Origin of the sequence: Scandinavium lactucae (genome assembly GCF_033843265.1) — a bacterium.
GTDB lineage: Bacteria > Pseudomonadota > Gammaproteobacteria > Enterobacterales > Enterobacteriaceae > Scandinavium > Scandinavium lactucae.
Genome location: NZ_JAWXRD010000003.1, coordinates 21,932 through 43,360, shown reverse-complemented (window position 1 = coordinate 43,360; position 21,429 = coordinate 21,932). Strand labels below are relative to the sequence as shown.

The following is a 21,429-nucleotide window of genomic DNA, read 5'->3' as shown; positions in this document are numbered from 1 at the left end:
CCATCCCTGCGCGACTATTTGATAGCGCTGTAAATGGCTGACTGAATCGTCAGCCATTTTTTATTCTGCGTATCCGCTGTGGCAGCGGCCCGTCGTTTGGCCTGCTCCACGTTATAGCGCTGGCGTTCCACCACCGCAGGTGTGGCGCAAAAAGCCTGGAGGTAGGCCTTGCGCACCGCTGTGAGCGATTCACCGTTACCCATCGCGTGACTGAGCGTATTGATAAACCGCCGACACGGTTTCAGCTCATCCATTTGCAGGCGATAGCGCAGCAGTAATTCCAGCACATCATCATAGCGGAATGACTGCGCCTGCTCGGTCCATGCCAGCTGCCAGGTCATTCCCCCCTGTAAGAATAGCGTCGTGACCCGCGTATCATTGCGATCGATTGCTGAACGCAGGCTGTTGATATCCCAGCTAATCCCCATGTTCGCCAGCTTCTCACGTGGCGACGGGATTTCACGTTCCGGGGCATCCACCTGCGCAACGCTTGCCTGCGCGGTCGATTCTGCGGGGGTGACATTGCTGAACATCCACAGAGAAGCGAACGCCATCCCCAGCATCACCACCCCGACGGCCCCCCACAGCACGGTGGAAATCATCTGGTCCCGGTCTTCCGGGCTGCGTATCTGCTGCTTTTTTGGCGGTTCGATATTTTCGCGCACCGGCTGACTATCCCCTCCGAGGGCATTGTCTTTATGGCGAGCATTCTCCCAGTAATGGCTGAGTTCATTGCTGTCGACCGCCAGAAAGGCTGTCGGATTGACCCGGGTGCGCCCCTGCTCAAACGCGCGCTGAACAGGGCCTGTAATCTGATGCAGATAGTTATTGAGCAGCACCATTTCGGTCGTCGTCAGCGGACGCTGGGCAAGGATTGCATTGCGCATCACCCGGCAATCCTCGAGGAACGCATGCAGCGTGACGCGCTGTTCCGCCAGAAACGTCAGCGCCGCCGCGGCGTTAAACAACGGCGAGTAATGGCGGGCAAAGGCTTTTTTATCCACGATTAGCAGCGCCAGATCGCTGAATAACATGCCGGACAAAATATCCCCGGCGTCGCTGTTCGCCAGCCAGCGGCGCACGCTGTCGGCCCCGAATTGCAATTTGAGCGAGTCGTTCAAACGCGTCGCATCGGAAAAGGCTTGGGTAATTAACGCCTTGAGGGTCAATGTGATGGCCCGCATTTGCCGCTGCGCCTGATCCTGATGAACGCTACCGTCCTCCCCGGGCAGCGACGTAAATTTAAGACGCGGCTGCTTCTGGCGCACAAACTCCAGCGCGGCGACAAAACGCAGCGCCGCAATCAGTTGGTTATCGTTCACCGCCTGCCCGCGCTCATATACCGGCACGACTTGCTGTAAGTGTCGCAATTGCAGGGTGAAATCGCTTATCTCGGCATCATTAAGATTGAGCCGCCGGGCCACGTTCGCCCATCCGCCCAGATTCAACCGGGCCTGTTCAAGCTGTTGCAGGAACCCGCGCGGATCCTGTGCTTCCACGCCGTGGACCTTCAGCAGCGACAGGATTTCGGTGGCGGCCTGGCGAATCACGCTGAGACAATGCTCAAACTGGTCGCCAGAATAGTGCGATGCTATGTGCATCTGTTTTCCTTCTCTGAGGCTTTGGGGTACCCCTGATATACACAGGGTTTTATTTTTATTATTAGCGCGTTAGAAAGTAGATTACTTCATAGCCTTATGGGCTAATCCGTCTATAAACCGATAAAAATCACCGGAGTAAATACGATGATAACGTTGGCGACGCCGAGGCTGAGCTGTGAACCCCTGTGCGAAGCAGACTGGCCCTTCTTTTTGGCTTTAGAACAGAACCCGGATGTGATGCGTTATGTCGATGATTTGCGGTCAGAAAGTGTCATTCGCGCGGCGTTTGATTCCCGGCTGGCGGAATGGACACCGGGCGCAGCGCACTGGCTGTGCCTGCTGGTGCGTGAGACGGCGACGGGCAACCCCTTAGGCGTGACGGGGTATATCCACCGGGAAGCGGATTGTGCCGAAGTGGGCTTTCTCTTTGCCCCCGGTGCGCAAGGGAAAGGGTTTGCCAGCGAATCGCTGCACGCGGTATGTGAGTTTGCGTTTACGACGGGCAACATTAGACGGCTGATCGCCACGGTCACCGCCGGGAACACGGCATCCCGTCGGGTGCTGGAACGAAGCGGCTTTGTACTGGAAGGTGAACTGCGGGAAAGCTATTGGCTGGGTGGGAAATGGCATAACGACTGGCTGCTGGGATTGTTACGGCATGAGTTTAGATGACCCTCTCCCGGTGAGGGAGAGGGATGAACTTACAGGAACATCCCGCCAGAGACTTCAATGCGTTGAGCGTTCATCCAGCCCAACTCATCGCTGAGCAGGGCGGCAATCGCACCACCAATATCATCCGGCAGCCCGGTGCGGCCAAGCGCCGTTTGCGAGGCAACGTACTGATTCATGTCGGCGTTATCCCGCACGCGACCGCCGCCAAAGTCCGTCTCAATCGCGCCTGGGGCAATAATGTTGACCGAAATCCCCCGCGCCCCCAGCTCTTTGGCCTGATAGCGCGTCAGCACTTCCATCGCCCCTTTCATTGAGGCATAGGCCGCGAAGCCCGGCAGAGCAAAACGCGCCAGCCCTGAGGAGACATTGAGGATCCGGCCACCGTCCTGGATTAGCGGCAACAGGCGCTGGGTCAGGAAGAACGGGCCTTTGAAATGGATAGCCATCAGCTCGTCAAAGACCGCTTCGCTGGTCTCGGCAAACGCCCCATACAAACCAACTCCGGCGTTGTTCACTAAATAATCAAAGGTGTCGCGCTGCCAGATCACGTTAAGCTGTTGCTGCACGTTATTGGCAAAATCGTCAAAGCTCGCCACATCGGCGACGTTTAGCTGTAATGCCGCCGCTTTCACGCCAAGTGTCTCAATTTCAGCCACAACTTTCAGCGCTTCCTGCTGATTACTGTTGTAGGTAAGCAGAATATGCGTTCCTTTCGCCGCCAGCTTAAGCGCCGCATTTTTTCCCAAGCCACGGCTGCCGCCGGTTATTAAAGCGATACGTTGTGTCATAACCCACCTCGTTTTGGATAGATGAACAGTGAGAGAGAGCTTATTAGGTGACGTATAATCAATAAAGACGGTAAATTACGTTTCATTGTTTCACTTTGAACAACAAAAGGCGTTTGCTATGGATAAAATTCACGCAATGCAACTGTTTATCCGGGTTGCTGAACTGGAGAGTTTTTCCCGCGCGGCAGACTCGCTTGGCCTGCCGAAAGGTAGCGTGTCGCGTCAAATTCAGGCGCTGGAAAATCTGCTCGGCGTGCGCCTTTTACACCGCACCACCCGCCGGGTGCAGCTTACGCAGGACGGCATGGTCTATTACGAACGCGCCAAAGATGTGCTCAGCAATCTCGATGAACTCGATAGCATGTTCCAGCACGACCCCACCAGCATCAGCGGTCGACTGCGAGTCGACATGCCGGTCGGCGTTGCTCGAAATTTAGTCATCCCAAAACTGCCCGCCTTTCTTCAGCAATATCCCGGTATCGAACTGGAACTGAGCAGTAGCGATCGGCTGGTCGATGTTATTCGCGAAGGATTCGACTGCGTGGTGCGCGTGGGCACGCTGAAAGACTCCGGATTAGTCGCCCGCCCGATTGGCAAATTAACCGTGATCAACTGCGCCAGTCCGGATTATCTGGAGCGATTTGGCTACCCGGAAACACTGGACGATCTCGCCAGCCATGCGGTGGTGCACTATGCCACCAGCCTTGGCGCACGGGCCCAGGGCTTTGAAGTGAACAGTGAGAACCAGACCCGCTGGCTGAAAACCGGCGGCGTGCTGACGGTCAACAGCACCGAAACCTATCACGCGGCCTGCCTGGCCGGGCTGGGGATTATTCAGGTGCCGCGCATTGGGGTGAAAGATGCCCTGCGTAGCGGAAAGCTGGTCGAGATTTTGCCGCACTATCGCGCCGCGCCGATGCCGGTGTCGCTGATATACCCGCACCGCCGCAACCTCTCTCGCCGTGTACACCTGTTTATGGAGTGGCTCACCGGGGTGTTGAAAAGCTATGTGGATTGAGGGACAACCGCCCTTCATCGGCTATAATTTTTTAAAGGTTTTAAAGAAAGGAATAACACACTAATGACGCCGGAAAACGACGCAAAACGCCCCACTCAGGATCTGGAATACGATCCGGTCAGGAAAATGGAGACGGATGATGGCTCCGCAGCGGGACTCAAACAGCGGGCCAGCAGTGCGCTGAACAAGGCCACCGGCACCGCGCAGAAAGTGCAGCGTAAGCCTTTTATCGCGCACCTGATCCGTGCCACCGAACGCTTTAACGATCGTCTCGGCAACCAGTTTGGTGCGGCCATCACCTACTTCTCATTTCTGTCGATGATCCCTATCCTGATGGTGTCGTTCGCCGCGGCGGGGTTTATCCTCGTCTCGCACCCCACCCTGTTGCAGGACATTTTCGATAAGATCCTGACCAACGTCAGCGACCCGACGCTGGCCGCCACGCTGAAAAACACCATTAACACCGCGGTGCAGCAGCGTACCACCGTCGGGATTGTCGGCCTGTTGGTAGCCCTGTACTCCGGCGTGAACTGGATGGGGAATCTGCGTGAAGCGATTCGTGCCCAGTCGCGCGACGTGTGGGAACGCACCCCGCAGGATCAGGAGAAAATCTGGGTTAAGTATTTCCGCGACTTCATTTCACTGATTGGTCTGCTGGTGGCGCTGGTTGTGACCCTGTCGATCACCTCCGTCGCCGGGGCTGCGCAGCAGATGATTATCTCGGCGCTGTATCTGGATTCGATTGAATGGCTGAAACCGGCGTGGCGGGTGATTGGCCTCGCGATTTCTATCCTCGCCAACTACCTGCTGTTTTTCTGGATTTTCTGGCGTCTGCCGCGCCATCGCCCGCGTCGAAAAGCGCTGATTCGCGGCACCTTTATCGCGGCGATAGGGTTTGAGGTGATTAAAATCATCATGACCTGGACGCTGCCTGCGCTGGTGAAATCCCCGTCTGGGGCGGCATTTGGTTCGGTGCTGGGGATCATGGCGTTCTTCTATTTCTTCGCCCGTCTGACCCTGTTTTGCGCGGCGTGGATTGCGACCGCCGAGTACAAAGACGACCCGCGGATGCCGGGCAAAACCCACCGCTGACACACTTCTTGGGCTGAAATTTCAGCCCAACTCACTTCCTTAGCAGATAAATCCAGTTAGTAACTTTTCTTTAACCAAAAACTGGTTTTATCTGCTAACTATTCATTTATGTGAAGCATTTCATAGAAGTGATTTCGCAGGTCTGAAAATTATCCGCTTTTTGTCTGTTTTTCAGCCAATCACTGACTTTGTTACACATTGAAATGTCGCTTTTGCTGTGCGTAATATGGCCTTTCGTTCGCCAAACAATAAGAAAAGACTATGTCCACCACAACACTCGACAATAATCCGGACATCGCCCCGGTTAACTCACGAAATAAAGTCGTCGTTGCGTCACTGATTGGCACTGCCATTGAGTTCTTCGACTTCTATATTTACGCCACCGCCGCGGTCATCGTGTTCCCGCACATCTTCTTCCCGCAGGGTGATCCGGCTGCCGCGACGCTGCAATCGCTGGCGACATTTGCTATCGCCTTCGTGGCACGTCCGATTGGTTCCGCATTGTTCGGCCACTTTGGTGACCGCGTAGGCCGTAAAGTCACGCTGGTCGCGTCGCTGCTGACAATGGGGATTTCAACGGTAGTGATCGGCCTGCTGCCGAGCTATGACACTATCGGCATCCTCGCGCCAATGCTGCTGGCGCTGGCCCGTTTTGGTCAGGGTCTGGGTCTGGGCGGTGAATGGGGCGGAGCTGCCCTGCTCGCCACCGAAAACGCGCCGCCGAAAAAACGTGCGCTGTATGGGTCCTTCCCGCAGCTTGGTGCCCCGATTGGCTTCTTCTTTGCCAACGGCACCTTCCTGCTGCTCTCTTGGCTGCTGACCGACCAACAGTTCATGAGCTGGGGCTGGCGCGTGCCGTTTATCTTCTCCGCCGTGCTGGTGATTATTGGTCTGTACGTGCGTGTCTCCCTGCATGAAACGCCGGTATTTGCCAAAGTCGCCGCCGCGAAGAAACAGGTAAAAGTGCCGATGGGCACGCTGCTCAGCAAGCATTTGCGGGTGACCATTCTCGGCACCTTCATCATGCTGGCGACCTATACGCTGTTCTATATCATGACCGTCTATTCAATGACCTACAGCACCGCCGCGGTGCCGCACGGTCTGGGCCTGCCGCGCAATGAAGTGCTGTGGATGCTGATGATGGCGGTGATTGGATTTGGCGTGATGGTGCCGATTGCCGGCCTGCTGGCGGACCGGTTTGGTCGTCGCAAAAGCATGATCACCATTACCACGTTGATTATCCTGTTCGGCCTGTTCGTGTTCCAGCCGCTGCTGGGCTCGGGGGATCCGATGCTGATTATGGCCTATCTGCTGCTCGGTTTAAGCCTGATGGGGCTGACCTTCGGCCCGATGGGTGCCCTGCTGCCAGAGCTATTCCCAACCGAAGTGCGTTACACCGGGGCATCGTTCTCCTATAACGTCTCGTCGATTCTGGGTGCGTCCGTGGCACCCTATATCGCCGCATGGCTGACCGGCACCTATGGTCTGGCGTATGTCGGGTACTATCTGGCATCGATGGCGGCCCTGACGCTGATTGCATTGGTGCTGACGCACGAGACGCGCCATCAGTCTCTTTAAGTTATGCCCGTAGTATTTGTTCCGTCCACCAGACGGTCGCATTCTATTGTCACTCTGTAAAACGTGAACGGGATAAGGGGAGCACCACGCTCCCCTTATCAATCCCCGTGGCCCCGCAACAGAAATCGGTGCTGCGCACTGCCCGGTCTTCCAGCCATCTGCCTGCGGCCGGCTCGACTCGACTTCCTGTCTCGTTTCGCCTCATCCCGCCATCCCTGGCGGTCTGACCTTGTCAACTGGCTTACAGCCCGGCGATTTCAAGCGGGGACACAACCGGTGCCCGAGGGAACTGAGGGTGTTGACCTTGTGTCCGGCTGAAAATCGCCGTGATGTTTGTGACTGGCCGGGGCCACCCGCAGGGATGGGGCGAATAAGTAGCATCGCGCCCGACCGGAAAGCCAGGCGCAATACGTCACGGGTACCGCAAAGCGGCGAGGGAGGTATGCCCCCTACTTCCGCATCTGAGACAAAATCACATGGCATTGATTCGCATCGCCCTCGGACGGCGAAATCAACGCCAGCAGCGCGGCCGCTGGCGTCACCAGCGTCGCCAGGGCTGCCGCTACCGCACCGCGCACAATCAATGGCCCAGGCTTCACGCCGTAATCCGGATTTTTGAAGGTGCCGCGCACGTACAGCGGCGATCGCAGGGTAATAATGCGAATGCCCTTACTCTCGGGATCGATGGTCAAATCCAGCTGCTCAGAGGCAAAACTGGCGCTACCGGTGACGTTAATCAGCGCGTTTTCAGTATCAAAAGCGAGGATTTGCGGGCGTGCCACGCCGTGGTTAATATTGAGGTTCGCCGCCGCGCAGTTGACCCGCACTTCATCGTCACCAAAAATCTGCCCGACAATAAAGTTCCCGACGTTCAGGCCGAGGATTTCCATCAGGTTGCGGCTGACCACACCATCATTCATCAGCAGTTTCAGGTTACCGTCGCTCGACCCGAGCAGTGCCGCCACCGAGTTGCCCGTACCACGCAACTTCGCATCCCCGTTCATTTCACCGAGCGTTTTCTGCATCAGCGCGACGTTAGGCATCAGCTCTTTGAGCCGCAGCCGCCGGGCCTGAATATCCGCCTCGCCCTGCATCGGCTTTTTATTACCCACGAGATGAATATTGGCGTTAATGGTCCCATTAGCCATGCCGAATTTCAGCGGCTTCAGGCGCAGATCACCTCTTTCAAGGATGATATGTGTGGTCAGGTTATCCAGCGGCAAGGTGCTGCCATGCTCGATATGCCCGCCCTTGAAGCGGACGTCGGCGTCCATTACGCCCCATTTCTCGGTCTCAAACCGATCGTAGGGCAGCACTTTCCCGGCCGGTTGTATGTCTTTTTTCACCTCTTTCGATTTGGTGCCTTTCCCGGAATCGACGCCAATCAGCGGGCCTAAGTCCGCCAGCCGCAGCTGTTTCGACTCCATGTCGCCTTCCAGTTTCGGGCGCGGCTTGCTGGTGCTGTATTTCAGCGTGCCGTGGATGTCGCTGTCGCCGATGCGCCCGTTGAAATTGCGATAGTCAAACACGGAGCCTTTGTCGGAGTCGATTTTCGCCACCAGATGGCCGTCCGTTTCAAATGGCGGGGTGTCAGGCAGTACAATGCCGGTCAGGTCGTAGAGCTGCCCCAGAGAATCGCCGGAGAACTTAAGACGCAGATCCACGCCGCCCATGTTCATCGGATCGTTAACCGTGCCGCTGAACGCCACCCGCGTGTTGCCGGAGCGGAAATCTGCCTGCACCGGGAACGGCGTACCTTCGCTGCGCAGCGCCAGCATTCCGCCAATTTTACCGGTCCCGGTTAACGGCTGGCCGTTGTAGCGGCCGCTGGCCTTTAGGCCAAACACGTAATCGCCGGCCTTCGGTCCGTTGCTTTTGCCCTTATCGCCGGTGACTTCGCTAAACGGCAGCGGTTTACCCAACGGATCGACGAAGATCTCGAGATTAGCGCGGCTGACTTTATCATCCACCTTGATCCGACCGCGATCGAACAGCACGTTATCCAGCCGGAATGACCACGAGGAAGGCTGGGCATTTTTCTGCTCGCCGTTGGCAGACGCCAGATTGAAAGTCCAGTTATTGGTTTTTTCCGAGAGGCGAATAATGCGGGCATCAGGCTGCACCAGCTTTATCCACGGCAGATAGACCGTTTTGGTCAGCAGTGCCAAGGGGGCCAGCGTGGCCTCGACTCGCGGCAGATGCACCATCGTTATTTCCGGGATGTCAGGCGGGTTGCCTAACAGAACATCATCGGCGTGGACGTGCGGCCAGGGCACCCAGCTCCGCCAGCCCGTTTCGCCCGGCTGGCGCTCCCAGACCACTCCCAGATCGCCCCGAATGGCGAATGGCCGATTCAGCTCGGCGGACACCTTCTGGTTGATGGTGGGTTTCAGGCGATTCCAGTCGAAAGTCGCGATGATGATGAACAGTACGACGATAAGCACCGCTAACGTCGCAAAAATGATGGTTGTGGCTTTACCTGTTTTTGTCATGCCGTAAACGCTCCTGTTTGGCCTCACCTTTGATGAATAATAGTTGAGGCTGACAGAAAAGACGGCAAAGTAGGCCGATCAGGCCAGATTGAGCATCACTTCTTCAAGGGTGGTCATCGGTACCGGACGGGAGAGGAAATAGCCCTGCGCCGCATGAGCCGGGGATTGCTGGACGTCTCGCCACTCCTCCAGCGTCTCGACACCTTCGACAATCACACCCTGGCAATAGCGGTTCATCAACTGGATAAGCAGCTCGAACAAATTGCGCCCTTCCGGGGTTTTACGCAGCATGATAAACAGGTCACGCGCGACTTTGATGTAGTCGTAACGCACTTCGCTCAGCGCCGAGAAGTTAGCCATCCCGGTGCCGAAGTCGTCGAGCCACAGCGGGCCGAAGTCGCACAGCGAGGCAAACGACGAATCCTGCGGCAGGCGGATGTGCTCCACCAGCTCAAAACGCAGCCAGGGGATCTCTTCGATCTGCGCCATCAGCGACGAGTCCTGGCGCATGGCCAGCAGCGTCGGGCCATCGACGTTCACCGATGCGAGGATCCCGTTGTCGGCGAAGAATGCGCGCTTCTCCGTCAGCACCGCCAGCTGTTCTTTAATCACATCAATACGCTGGCGCACCGCCACTTCGGCAAAATAGCGATCCGGCGCAATACGCTGCCCGGGGTGCTCCGGATGCGTCACCACGGTCAGCACTTCGACTGCCATCAGGCAACCATCGGTTTTATAGATTGGCTGGTAAGTATAAGCACGCTCACACTCCAGCCAATAGCGCCGCTCCTGAAGGCCTTCAATGCCTGCATCCGGAATGCTTAGCCGCTGGATAACCTGCTTTAACTTCATCTCAGCTGTCCTGTAAATAGGGGTATCTGTCGGAACTCGTCATTGAGTTATCGGCGCTGGAAGTGAGAACTTTATGTTCAGTACCGGGCATTTTGATTTTCTGTGCAGACGATTCCAGAGCGGAATACGCGTCAGGTCAAAAAAATAATGGAACGTTGTTTTAATCTTATTGACCCTAAAACACCCTCAGCGCACACTATTGCTAATTTTTCGATTCCGGGAAGGCTTGACGACTATGTCTAAAAAAATTGCCGTCATTGGCGAATGCATGATTGAACTGTCAGAGAAAGGCTCTGCGGTGAACCGTGGTTTTGGTGGCGATACGCTGAACACCTCGGTATATATTGCCCGTCAGGTGAAACAGGCTGATTTGCAGGTGAGCTACATCACCGCCCTGGGCACTGACAGCTTCAGCCAGCAAATGCTGGAGGCGTGGGAAAGTGAAAACGTCGACACCCGCCTGATTCAGCGCATGGAAAACCGGATGCCGGGCCTGTATTACATCGAAACCGATGAGACCGGGGAGCGCACCTTCTACTACTGGCGTAACGAAGCGGCGGCCAAATTCTGGCTCGAGAGCGAGCAGTCCGCGGCGATTTGTGAAGAGTTGGCGACCTTTGACTATCTGTATCTGAGCGGTATTAGCCTCGCCATTCTCAGCCCGGCGAGCCGCGAGAAGCTGTTCTCTCTGCTGCACGAATGCCGCGCCAACGGCGGGAAGGTGATTTTCGATAACAACTACCGTCCGCGCCTGTGGGCCAGCCGCGAAGAGACGCAGCAGGTTTATCAGCAGATGCTAGGCTGCACCGATATCGCCTTCCTGACGCTCGACGACGAAGACGCGCTGTGGGGTGAGAAGCCGGTGGAAGAGGTGATCGCCCGTACCCATGCGGCTGGCGTTCACGAAGTGGTGGTTAAACGCGGGGCGGATTCCTGCCTGGTAGCACGGGTAGGTGAAAGTGTCGTCGACGTGCCTGCGGTGAAATTGCCGAAGGAGAAAGTGGTGGATACCACCGCGGCGGGTGATTCGTTCAGTGCGGGTTATCTGGCGGTGCGTTTGACCGGGGGCGATGCGCAGGCAGCAGCCCAGCGCGGCCATTTGACCGCCAGCACCGTGATTCAGTATCGCGGGGCGATCATTCCGCGGGATGCGATGCCGGAGTGATGGGTTCAGTGGCCTTGTTCCGTTCACTTCCATTCCTCTGCTTCTCTGTCACCCCGATGACGGTGAACGTGCAAAGGGGGCTCGCCGCCGCCCCCTTTACAATCCCGGCTACCGGCGATTTTCAGCCGGACACAAGGTCAACACCCTCAGTTCCCTCGGGCACCGGTTGTGTCCCCGCTTGAAATCGCCGGGCTGTAAGCCATATGACAAGGTCAGACCGCCAGGGATGGCTGGCTGAGGCGAAACGAGACAGGACGTCGAGTCGAGCAGGCCGCAGGCAGATGGCTGGAAGACCGGGCAGTGCGCAGCACCGATTTCTGTTGCGGGGCCACGGGGATTGATAAGGGGAGCGTGGTGCTCCCCTTATCCCGTTCACGTTCTGCATAGTTTACGGAACCTGCTGAACATCTGGTGAACGGAACAATTCCACTAATTCCACGAATCCCGCCAGTACAGAAAAGCTAACCCCTACTGCCCTGGCGGAATATCCGTCACATCCTGATGCGCATCCTCAGTGACAGCAGGTGCCGCACTCGTCGGGATCATCAGTTTGCTCCAGGTTTCCTGCAAATCCTTCATGTTGTACTCCGGCTCACCTTTCGGCTGCTGGAGAATCAAAGCCATGTCCTGCGACAGCTGTTGGCGCAGATCCTGATTCAGGCTCTCAACGGTCAGCGAGCTTAAGAACTCCTGGCGCAGCTTCTGATACTGTTCTGGCGCAATATCCACTACCTGATTTTGCAGCGCACGCATCCGCTGGCTGATCAGCAGGTCGGTATTGGTGCGCGCATAGGTCGCAAACAGCTTCTGCAACTCAAGACTCTTCTGCGCAATCAGCGCATCAAACTCTTCCTTGGTCAGACCGTTTTCACGCACTTTCGCCAGTTCACGCGCCACCAGGCCGAGATTGGTATCCAGCTTATCGTTCGGTGAATCAACGTTGATCGCACACTGGGCGCGCAGATACAGCACCCGGCAGTCGAAGCCGATGCCGATATCTTTCACGTTGCTTTTGCTCAGATTCTGCTGCACGTGCCAGAACAGTGCTTCACGCGCCAGATCGGCACGCCAGTAGCGTTGCAGGGCCGCTGATTCACGGATGGGTGCCCACGGCGTATCCCACATGATAGAGAGACGATCCTGCGGCACGGCGTCGGTCATGATGCTGACGGCCTGCGGTGGCAACGGGGCCAGTGTTGGAACGGCCGCCGGGGTTTCACGTTTGCCTTTCAGTCCGCCAAAAATTTTATTGATTTGCTCACCCACGCTGCGGCTGTCCACATTGCCGACCACAATCAGGGTCATCGCATCCGGGGTGTACCACTTGTGGTAGAAACTTTGCAGCTGTTCCGCGTCAATGGGCTGTTTCAGCGGTTCGGCCGGATCGTGGCCGAGCATGGTCGAGCCTTTCAGGCGATAACGCCACCAGCCCTCTTTCGGGTCCTGGGGCCAGGTCATCACCATATCTTGCCCGCTCAGCGCGTGATTCACCGCTTCCGGGGTAATATTCAGTTTGCCGCTGGAATCAGACAGCCAGGTCAGCGCCTCTTTCAGCAGGTCGTTGCGGTTGTTCGGCAGGCTCAGGCTGAAAAGGGTGTAATCGTAGGAGACAATAGCCGGGGGCATAGGATGCTGCGGGTCGATGCCCTGCTGCCACAATGAACGGGCTTGCATCGTCGGTAAACTGCCGCTCTGCGAGAGCGCCAGGCGTGGAATGAAGTGGCTGTAGCCTACCTGCTGCGTACTTTCGCTCAGGGAACCAATGTTGACCTGTAGGCGGATTTCAACCCTGTCGCTCGGGCGTTGCGGGGTGGCTAAAACCTGCCACTGAAATCCATTCGCCAGTGTTCCCTGTTGCCATGCCGGGTCCGGCTGGAGCGCTTCTGCTTGCACATAGCCCGCGGATGCCATCATCAGCATCCCGCCCGCTATGAGTCGAATTTTTGTGCCCTGCATGTAAACCCCTGAATCAACTATCCTGGTTAGAGACTCACCCTACGTCGCCGGGATGAGTAACAAAAACAACTCATGGTCATTTTTATGAGTTCATGACGTCGTTTAGACCGTGCATTTTTTGAAAAGTCACACGTTCAACGAAAAATAAGGTCAATTATGCGCAGGAGCCCGTAGTCCATCAAGCGACTACGGGCAGATTCGGGGGATAAGTCGCGGGATTATGAGGAAATTTGCTGAGATTTCTCGCCAGGCGTACGGTTATTGAGCGTGTCATCCAGTTTCTGCGGGTCCAGCTCTTTCACCCATTTCGCCACCACGATGGTTGCCACGCCATTGCCAACCAGGTTGGTCAGCGCACGCGCTTCCGACATAAAGCGGTCAATACCGAGGATCAGCGCCAGACCCGCCACCGGCAAATGACCAACCGCAGAAAGGGTCGCTGCCAGCACGATAAAGCCACTGCCCGTCACCCCGGCGGCCCCTTTTGAGGAGAGCAACAGCACCACCAGCAGCGTGATTTGATGCCATATATCCATATGGCTGTTGGTCGCCTGGGCGATAAACACCGCCGCCATTGTCAGATAGATCGAGGTCCCGTCGAGGTTAAACGAATATCCGGTCGGAATGACCAATCCCACCACCGATTTACGGCAGCCCAACTTTTCCATTTTGTCGAGCATACGCGGCAGCGCGGACTCCGACGACGAGGTGCCGAGCACAATCAACAGCTCTTCGCGGATATAGCGGATAAATTTGAAAATGCTGAAGCCAGTGACGCGCGCAATAGACCCCAACACCACCACCACGAACAGAATACAGGTGATATAGAAGCAGATAATCAGCTGACCGAGCTGCACCAGGGTGCCGACGCCGTATTTGCCGATGGTAAACGCCATCGCCCCGAAGGCCCCAATCGGTGCCAGGCGCATAATCATGTTGATGATGCCGAAGATGACCTGCGAGAAGCTTTCAATCACGTTGAAAATCAGCTGGCCTTTATGGCCCAGACGATGCAGGGCAAAGCCGAACATCACAGCGAACAGCAGCACCTGTAAAATGTTGCCGCTGGCAAACGCGCCGATCACACTCGACGGAATGATATCCAGCAGGAAGGCGACAACCCCCTGATCTTTCGCCTGCTCGGCGTAGACCGCCACCGCATGCGCATCCAGCGTGGCCGGGTCAACGTTCATCCCCGCGCCGGGCTGCACCAGATTCACAATAACCAGGCCGATAATCAGCGCCAGAGTGCTGACCACTTCAAAATAGAGCAGCGCCACGGCCCCGGTGCGGCCTACGGCTTTCATGCTTTCCATCCCCGCAATACCGGTCACTACGGTACAGAAGATAACGGGAGCAATCACCATCTTGATGAGCTTAACGAAGGCATCGCCAAGCGGTTTCATGAGCGTGCCCAATTCCGGATAGAAGTGGCCGAGCAGAATACCGACCGCGATCGCCGTTAACACCTGGAAATAGAGGCTTTTAAACAGAGAGGTTTTCATAGGATGTCCTTAAGATAAAACCACAGGCTGAGTAGGCTTTTTATTCGCCTGCGGCTTTAAAATAACATCCGATATACAACACAGAAACATTTTGCGGGGCAAATGTTAAAAACTTTGAACTGACTCGCGCAAGCGCGCAAAAAGCTTACGCGCTTACATCGTCAGTTTGCATAGAGAGGTACTTCTGTTCGAACACGTCCGGCGGCACCGCCCGATCAAACAGGAAGCCCTGGGCGATATCCACCCCGGCAGACTTCAGCCATTCAAGCTGGGCATTATTTTCCACGCCTTCTGCCACAATGCTCAGGTTCAGGCTGCGTGCCAGCTGGATAATGGCCGACACCATGCTGGTATCATCCGGCAGGGAATCGACAAAAATCTTATCGATTTTGAGGATATCCACCGGCAGCGATTTCATGTGCTGAAGCTGGCGCAGGCCCGCATAGCCCATACCGAAATCGTCCAGCGCAATCTGCACCCCTGCGTTGCGCAGCGGACGCAGGATAGCCACCGCGGCTTTCGGGTCGTCAATTCGACGGCTTTCCGTCACTTCCAGCACCAGCGTGCCGGGTGCGATACGGTAACGGCTGAGCAGTTCCAGCATGTCCGCTACCATATCGTGATGCAGCAGCTGGAGCGCCGACAGGTTGACCGACAGCGGCAGCATAATGCCACGGCTCTGCCACGCCGCCAGCTGGCGACAGGCTTCTTCCAACACCCAATAGCCGACGGTGACCATCAGGCCGCAGGCTTCGATGCGCTCGATAAGATCGACCGGCAGCTCCCAGCTCCCGTCCGGCTGACGCTGACGCAGCAGGACTTCCGCGCTACACACTTTGCCGCTGGCGATGTCGTTCTGCGGCTGGAGCCACACGGCAAACTGCTGATTGTCGAGAGCAGAAAGGATATCGCTCTCTTCGGTCAGCCGCTGCTGGGCTTTTTCCATCTGCGCCGGGTCAAAAAACTCAATCTGGTTTTTGCCTTTCCGCCGTGCGGTAAAGGCCGCAGAGACCGCCCGGCGGTATAGCTGTTCGGCGTTCAGTTCGCCGTGGAACATGGCGATGCCGATGCTGGCGCTCGGACGCAGCTGAATGCCCTGCAACGGCAAACGCTCATTTATGATAGTGAGTACTTGCTGACCTAATGTGATGGCGTGCCACGGCTCTTTCACCCCGTGCGCCAGAATCGCGAAGTCATAGGCGCTGACCTGAGCCAGCACCATGCGCGGCGAAATCACCGATTTGAGTTTCTCGGCCAGCGTCAGCAGCAGCATCTCGCGCTGGCTCTCCTGAAGCACGCCAGCGGTGTCCTGTAGGGTCTCACACGCGACGATCATCAGCGCGGTGGTCTTCTTATGCGCCACCGTCTGCTCGAGCAGCGCGAGAAAGAACGCCTTATTCGGCAGGTCGGAGACCGGGAAACGGGTGGAGTGGCTGCACAGCTCGGTGTGCTGGCGCAGGATAATCTGTTGATTGCGGTTGTAACTCCGCACCAGCATGCCAATTTCATCGTCGTGGTGCAGGCGCGGGAGCGGCAACTGATGGCCAACCCGCTCATCCGGCGGCAAATCGTTCAGTTCTCGAGCCAGCGCACGCAGGGGGCGCACAATCAGACGGTTAATACACCAGGTGATCGCCACGGTGAGCATCAGCACCAAAAGTAAGTAAGCGGTCACTAACGTTGCGAATGCACTCATCACGAATTTATAGGTGCGGTATGAGTCTGATTGCAGCACCAGATAGGCCAGCGGCTGTGGGTTAGCCGGGCGTTCCAGCGAATAAATCGGCAGTGAAATCTGGACCGGCAGCTCAAACAGGCGGGTAATCATCACCGGCACCGGGCGCTCTTCGATAAAGCGCATTCTCAGGGCCTGGAACTGATTGGGCAGCACCACGTCGGCCCGGCTAACGATCCCTGCGGGCTGGATGCGTCCGAGAATGGTTTCCGCCTCGGGAATATCCCCTTTCAGGATCGCGGCGGACAGCGGTTCACGCACCGCCCGGGCCACGCTTTCCAGCTGAGTGGCGGTGGTAAAACGATTTTGTTGCACAAAATGGAATAGCAAAATGGCGCAAAAGACGAACGCAAACACCATGGTGACACCTGCCACCATAGCCATCTGTTTAATTGTGAGTGAGCGGCTAACGCGCAAAAGAACTCTCCCCAGAGTGAAACCACGCCGTTTGGCGCATCACGGTAATGCCGGGTTAGCACAATTGAACCCGGGATTACGTGATTTTCGGCACATTATACGCTAAGTGTTCCATCATCGGGATGAATGAAAACGTATTTAAGCCGAATCTGTTACCAGTCGGCGTAAGGCACCAATGGCTGCGGAGGCAGGTCCATGTCACCCTGCCAGCCCGCGGCAGAATAGCGAACGTACAACAGCGCGTGGCTTGGGGTGTAATCCTTAGCCTGCTGAATATCGACTGCCGCACCGATAAACCAGTTGGATGTTACGCGTCGCTCGATTAACGCATGCGCGGTGTAGCCGAAGCCGTTGCTGCTGCTGCCGTCATCAATTTGCCCCGCATTCGGATAATTGGCTGGCAACAGATTTTGCTTAGGATAACGCGCCTGCGAATTATTTTTCGAGTGCGACCACGAGGCCGAACCGCCCAGCTCCCAGCTCCAGTTTTCCGTACGCTGACGCCAGTTCACCGGCACCGCAAACGACACATACTGCTGCGGACTGTAGTAGCCACCCTGGCCGAGGCTATAGCCGCTGAGGTCTTTGTCGTAATGCCAGAGCATATTATTCAGGCCGACGGTCACCCGGCGGTCATTTTCGTTCACCAGTTTGTAGTAATACCCGGCCATCCAACGGGCGCGCCAGTTATCTTCCACGTTCTTACCGGTCAGCGAGTCGGCGCTCAGCGAGGCCCAGACGCCATTGGCTTCACCTTTGTCATAGCTCAGGCTGACCCCGCCCCCGTCGGCGCGAACGCCGCCCCATGTGGTGCCGGTATTGGTGTCTTTCTGTCCGCCAAACGCCAGTAGCGAGCTGGAAATCGGGCGACGATGGCCTTCCACCGTGTAGCCCAGCGAGCCAATGCTACTGCTGTAGCTCAGGCCACCGACCACATCCACTACGTTAAAGCCCATCGGCGTGGTGCCGATGTCAAAATTCCAGGTGTCGTTGTGCCAGCCGACCGCCACGCTCGCCCCGCTGTCGCTTTGGCTCTTATCCCCGCCGTAACAGGTGATTTCGCCACAGGTGCCCCAGTTCGGCGAGTAACCGCCATCGCTGTCGGTGGAGAAGCTCCCGGCGTTCATGGTGACGTAATCACTGCGGAAGAACATGCGTCCGTCCGCCAACGGGGCATCCACCTGTAGCATGGTGGTGTGCGCTTTCAGGTCGGAATAGCCGCCGGTGCCGCTGGAGCCCCAGTAGTTATGCTCGAGAGTGACGTTCAGATCCTGCTGACGATAGAGCTCCGCTGCATCGCTGCGCACCCCGCGCTTGAGCCAGTCATCTTTCTCATCGTTTCGCGTCAGACGGGTGAAGCTGTCGTTATCCTGTGGACGGGTCGGCGTAATACCCGCCGCCACCATCGCATCTTTATAACCGTCCAGCGCCTGCTGCGGATTGCCGGTCTGCGCCTGGAAGCGTGCGTTATCCCGCAGGACCAGCGCCGTGTCCATCGAGGCGGGCTGCGCTTTTGCCTGCGGCACAAGGGTATTGAAAATCTGCTGCGCCTGCGCGGTATCGCCCAGACCGTAATCCACCAGCGCAATCCGGCGCTGGGTATTAAGCGAGCGCGTTTCACCCGCCGCAGGTGAGTTCAGCGAGGCCAGCTGTTCACGCGCGGCGGCATCGTTGCCCGCCGCGGCATACACTTCCGCCAGACCGAGGCGCGCCTCCTCGTTACTGGCCTCTTTCGTCAGTACCGAGCGGTATTCGGTAATAGCCGTGTCGGTGTCGCCGCGCTGTTGCGCCCAGTCGGCGAGGGTTAAATCAATTCGCGTCGACGGGGACTGCTGTTTCAGCAGCGCAATCGCCTGATCTTCATGGCCATTATCACGCAGCAGATTGGCTTTCTGCATCATCTGATCGAACTGCAAACGATCGGCCAGTTCTTGAATATTGTCACTCCACTGGCTTTTCGGCAGGGCGTTGAGGTGCGACAGCGCCGCCACGTCCTGGCCGTTGCCGGAGAGATACAGGCTGTAGGCGTAGACCTGCTCTGGATCGCCCGATTTGTGACGCGCCAGGTTGTTCATCAAACTATCGGCTTCGCTGCGCTGCCCGGCGCTGGACAGATCCTGCGCCAGACGATAGGTGATCCATACGCTGTCGGGATCGAGCGCCAGCCTGCGCCGCTGAACCTCAGCGGCCTGCGCCCAGCGTCCCTGATTTTCCAGCGCTTGCGCCTGCTGTGACAGACGATCGTTAGTCAGACTACGTTCGATATCATCAATGCTTTTGCGCTGGCTGGCTGACAGGCTTTCAATGAAGGCCGTCGCCTTCTCAGGCGACTGCGCGCGATAGATATTCGCCAGGCCGCGCACCGCGTTGCTGTTGTCGCGATCCAGACGCAATGCCTGCTGGTAATAGCGTTCAGCCGAGGCGTTATCTTTGCGGGCGATCGCCACGTCGCCGAGGCCCAGCACCGCATAGCTGTTGGTGTTATCCGTGCGCTGCGCCTGCTGATAAAAGCGCTGCGCCTGGTCGAGATTTTGGCTTTTCAGCGCCGCATCGCCTTTACGGATCAGCGGCCAGACGATTTCCCAGGTCTGCGGTTGGTTGGCCTGGGCTTCAGCCACGGCGGCGGCTTTCGCCTCCTGTTGGGCCTTGGCTCGGAACGTCGGATCGGCGAGCTGCGTTTGCTGCTCCGCTAACTGGGTCCGCGCCTGATCGGCTAGATCGCCGGTGGTGAATACGGTCAGGAAACGCTGAAGCGCTTTGACGCTGCTGTCGTTGACCGGGCTATTCTTCACCTGGTCATACCAAATATCGGCTGCCGTATTGCGCCCGGCGCTCGATTTCGCCATTTGCTCCAGCACGGCATAGCCTTCCGCGCTGCGGTTATCGCTAAACAACGTTTTCGCCAGCGTGGTTTGCAACTGGACGTTGCCCGGGTACTTCGCATTCAGGGTTTGCAGTTTGCTGACCGCCTCTTTATGACGGGCAGGCAGCCTCGCCACCGCGGTCCAGTATTCCACCGCCATGTCACCGTCCGGCGGCGTGCCGTTAAACAGCTGATCGTACTGGGCGATCCCTTCCTGTACATGCCCGGTAGTGACCTGCAAACGCGCTTCCTGCAACGCCTGACGGCCTTTGCCACTGGAAAGTTTCAGTTCACTTTGGGAAGACTTATAGGCCTCGGAATCCGGGGCCAGGGTTTTTAGGCGATCGAGCTGCTTCTGCGCGCCTGCGGCATCGCCCTGACGCAGCAGATAACGCATTCGGGCGGCAATGACCTGTGGATCGTCAGGCGCGATCAATTCGAGACGATACAACGACTGACGCACCAGGTCCTCACGCTTCGCGGATTCCCCAAGGCGCACCTGGCTCATGAGCTGTTCTTGGGCAGAGGTCGGCGCGGCATGGGCTAAAGGCGATAGCGCGATGCCGAGCGAGAGGCTGAGTAAACTTAGTGAGAACTTACGCATTCCTGGCCCCAGTCAGGTAAAAGTTCACCGCGGGCGGTGAAACGAAAACGATGTTGATCCCATCCTTGTCCGAACAGGGTCAAAACATAGCTGAAATAGGCGTCATTGCCGGGGAAATTATCAGCGACGCGCTGGCGTTGTACCGCCTGAGCATCGCGATTTTGCAGGAACGGCAGCAGCGACGCGGAGAAGCCCACTGGCCCGTTACCTTCCACCTTCCCGGTGGCGATATCGATTTTTTCTGGCGGTAAGCCCGTCTTTGCTGTTTGGGTTGCCATCGGTTTGAACTTCGCCAGCAGTCGCTCTTTTTGCGGATCCGCGTCGTTCAGCATCCCGGTCCACAGATAGACGCGGATCGCGTCATAGCTGCCGAGCAGCGATTTATCCTGCTTGAGCTGCCAGCCCTTTTTCTTGTCAAAACGCACCCAGTTTGGCGAGTAGCCTTTCGGCGCGGTTTCCAGCAGCAGCCGCAGGTTGGTCGCCTGGATGGCGTTCCACGGCGCGCCGTAGCGCACAAAATAGTTCGCCAACTGCGGCGGAAGATAGCTTGGGTTGAAACGCCAGCCCGCATCATCGACAAAACCCACTTTACCCGGCAGCAGCATCGAGCCCAGGCCCGGGACTTTCACCACTTCTTCACTGGCAATTCGCGACAACAGCGCTTTACCGGCTTCGCTGTACGCTGGCATCTTCCACAAGCGCCCGGCTTCCAACAGCGACCACGCAATCCACACGTCGCCATCGGACGCGGAGTTGCTGTCGAGCACGCTCCAGCTATTGTCCTCTTTTTTACCCCACAGCCAGCCCGGCAGATGGGCTTTGATATCGCCTTGCGCCAGGTTGTTCTGCGTCCAGTCGAACAGTGAGGCAAACGCCGCGCGGTCATTGGCCGCTAAGGCGAAGAACATCGCATAGCTCTGCCCTTCAGAGGTGGTAATTTTGCGCGCGTCGCTCGGGTCAATGACGCGCCCGCCGTCGCTGATATAGTCTTGCTTAAACTGCTGCCACGCGGGCCAGTCGCAGGCGGCTGAGGCCTGCAACGTCACCAGCGTGAGTAGCGCCAGGCAGCCCTGGCGTACACCTTTCATCAT

14 protein-coding genes are annotated in these 21,429 nt (G+C 57.2%); 5 read left to right on the top strand and 9 right to left on the bottom strand.

The window, feature by feature from the left end:
* Positions 1-14: 14 nt before the first annotated feature.
* Positions 15-1,601: an STY4199 family HEPN domain-containing protein gene (locus SIK69_RS04480; RefSeq protein WP_319785516.1), complete on the bottom strand. Its 1,587-nt coding sequence runs from the start codon at positions 1,599-1,601 to the stop codon at positions 15-17.
* Between the two features lie 144 nt (positions 1,602-1,745).
* Here SIK69_RS04480 and SIK69_RS04475 point away from each other — a divergent pair, with 144 nt between their 5' ends.
* Positions 1,746-2,273, top strand: coding sequence for a GNAT family N-acetyltransferase (locus SIK69_RS04475; protein WP_319785515.1), 528 nt, complete (start codon positions 1,746-1,748; stop codon positions 2,271-2,273).
* 29 nt (positions 2,274-2,302) lie between these two features.
* Here the strand turns inward: SIK69_RS04475 and SIK69_RS04470 are convergent, their stop codons facing one another.
* On the bottom strand, positions 2,303-3,061 hold the full coding sequence (locus SIK69_RS04470; protein ID WP_319785514.1) for an SDR family NAD(P)-dependent oxidoreductase: 759 nt from the start codon (positions 3,059-3,061) through the stop codon (positions 2,303-2,305).
* A gap of 118 nt (positions 3,062-3,179) precedes the next feature.
* Between SIK69_RS04470 and SIK69_RS04465 the strand changes: the two genes are divergently transcribed.
* The 3 genes from SIK69_RS04465 (at position 3,180) to SIK69_RS04455 (ending at position 6,749) form a co-directional block, all read left to right on the top strand.
* Entirely contained in the window at positions 3,180-4,079 is a 900-nt protein-coding gene (locus SIK69_RS04465; protein WP_319627125.1) for a LysR family transcriptional regulator, read from the top strand.
* A 63-nt stretch (positions 4,080-4,142) separates the two neighbouring features.
* Entirely contained in the window at positions 4,143-5,171 is a 1,029-nt protein-coding gene (gene yhjD, locus SIK69_RS04460; protein WP_319627126.1) for an inner membrane protein YhjD, read from the top strand.
* Between the two features lie 261 nt (positions 5,172-5,432).
* Complete coding sequence (locus tag SIK69_RS04455) at positions 5,433-6,749, top strand: MFS transporter (RefSeq protein WP_319627127.1); 1,317 nt, start codon at positions 5,433-5,435, stop codon at positions 6,747-6,749.
* 449 nt (positions 6,750-7,198) lie between these two features.
* Here SIK69_RS04455 and SIK69_RS04450 read toward each other — a convergent pair whose 3' ends face one another.
* Together SIK69_RS04450 and pdeH are read right to left on the bottom strand one after the other, a co-directional pair.
* Positions 7,199-9,241 carry an AsmA family protein gene (locus tag SIK69_RS04450; RefSeq protein WP_319785513.1) on the bottom strand — a complete coding sequence of 681 codons (2,043 nt, stop codon included), beginning with the start codon at positions 9,239-9,241 and terminating at the stop codon, positions 7,199-7,201.
* 78 nt (positions 9,242-9,319) lie between these two features.
* Positions 9,320-10,093, bottom strand: coding sequence for a cyclic-guanylate-specific phosphodiesterase (gene pdeH, locus SIK69_RS04445; protein WP_319627129.1), 774 nt, complete (start codon positions 10,091-10,093; stop codon positions 9,320-9,322).
* Positions 10,094-10,328: 235 nt separating this feature from the next.
* Here pdeH and kdgK point away from each other — a divergent pair, with 235 nt between their 5' ends.
* Positions 10,329-11,258, top strand: a complete 930-nt coding sequence (gene kdgK, locus SIK69_RS04440; protein ID WP_319627130.1) for a 2-dehydro-3-deoxygluconokinase — start codon at positions 10,329-10,331, stop codon at positions 11,256-11,258.
* A 468-nt stretch (positions 11,259-11,726) separates the two neighbouring features.
* On the opposite strand, the gene SIK69_RS04435 is transcribed toward kdgK, so the two are convergent.
* The 5 genes from SIK69_RS04435 to bcsZ all read right to left on the bottom strand — a co-directional run bounded on the left by SIK69_RS04435 (position 11,727) and on the right by bcsZ (position 21,426).
* Positions 11,727-13,214, bottom strand: a complete 1,488-nt coding sequence (locus tag SIK69_RS04435; RefSeq protein ID WP_319785512.1) for a M16 family metallopeptidase — start codon at positions 13,212-13,214, stop codon at positions 11,727-11,729.
* Between the two features lie 218 nt (positions 13,215-13,432).
* A complete protein-coding gene (locus SIK69_RS04430; RefSeq protein ID WP_319627132.1) occupies positions 13,433-14,719 on the bottom strand; it encodes a dicarboxylate/amino acid:cation symporter in 1,287 nt (428 codons plus the stop codon).
* Between the two features lie 145 nt (positions 14,720-14,864).
* Positions 14,865-16,871: a biofilm formation regulator HmsP gene (hmsP, locus tag SIK69_RS04425; protein WP_319627133.1), complete on the bottom strand. Its 2,007-nt coding sequence runs from the start codon at positions 16,869-16,871 to the stop codon at positions 14,865-14,867.
* 152 nt (positions 16,872-17,023) lie between these two features.
* Positions 17,024-20,338: a cellulose synthase complex outer membrane protein BcsC gene (gene bcsC / locus SIK69_RS04420; protein WP_319785510.1), complete on the bottom strand. Its 3,315-nt coding sequence runs from the start codon at positions 20,336-20,338 to the stop codon at positions 17,024-17,026.
* The gene (gene bcsZ, locus SIK69_RS04415; RefSeq protein ID WP_319627338.1) at positions 20,320-21,426 is read right to left on the bottom strand and encodes a cellulose synthase complex periplasmic endoglucanase BcsZ; all 1,107 of its coding nucleotides are present in this window, start codon (positions 21,424-21,426) and stop codon (positions 20,320-20,322) included. Before bcsZ ends, bcsC begins: the two co-directional genes overlap by 19 nt.
* Positions 21,427-21,429 lie beyond the last annotated feature (3 nt).

Excerpts from the sequence above, each read along its gene's own strand:
- SIK69_RS04480 (WP_319785516.1), bottom strand. The coding sequence starts at position 1,601 with ATGCACATAGCATCGCACTATTCTGGCGACCAGTTTGAGCATTGTCTC.
- SIK69_RS04475 (WP_319785515.1), top strand. The coding sequence starts at position 1,746 with ATGATAACGTTGGCGACGCCGAGGCTGAGCTGTGAACCCCTGTGCGAA.
- SIK69_RS04470 (WP_319785514.1), bottom strand. The coding sequence starts at position 3,061 with ATGACACAACGTATCGCTTTAATAACCGGCGGCAGCCGTGGCTTGGGA.
- SIK69_RS04465 (WP_319627125.1), top strand. The coding sequence starts at position 3,180 with ATGGATAAAATTCACGCAATGCAACTGTTTATCCGGGTTGCTGAACTG.
- yhjD (WP_319627126.1), top strand. The coding sequence starts at position 4,143 with ATGACGCCGGAAAACGACGCAAAACGCCCCACTCAGGATCTGGAATAC.
- SIK69_RS04455 (WP_319627127.1), top strand. The coding sequence starts at position 5,433 with ATGTCCACCACAACACTCGACAATAATCCGGACATCGCCCCGGTTAAC.
- SIK69_RS04450 (WP_319785513.1), bottom strand. The coding sequence starts at position 9,241 with ATGACAAAAACAGGTAAAGCCACAACCATCATTTTTGCGACGTTAGCG.
- pdeH (WP_319627129.1), bottom strand. The coding sequence starts at position 10,093 with ATGAAGTTAAAGCAGGTTATCCAGCGGCTAAGCATTCCGGATGCAGGC.
- kdgK (WP_319627130.1), top strand. The coding sequence starts at position 10,329 with ATGTCTAAAAAAATTGCCGTCATTGGCGAATGCATGATTGAACTGTCA.
- SIK69_RS04435 (WP_319785512.1), bottom strand. The coding sequence starts at position 13,214 with ATGCAGGGCACAAAAATTCGACTCATAGCGGGCGGGATGCTGATGATG.
- SIK69_RS04430 (WP_319627132.1), bottom strand. The coding sequence starts at position 14,719 with ATGAAAACCTCTCTGTTTAAAAGCCTCTATTTCCAGGTGTTAACGGCG.
- bcsC (WP_319785510.1), bottom strand. The coding sequence starts at position 20,338 with ATGCGTAAGTTCTCACTAAGTTTACTCAGCCTCTCGCTCGGCATCGCG.
- bcsZ (WP_319627338.1), bottom strand. The coding sequence starts at position 21,426 with ATGAAAGGTGTACGCCAGGGCTGCCTGGCGCTACTCACGCTGGTGACG.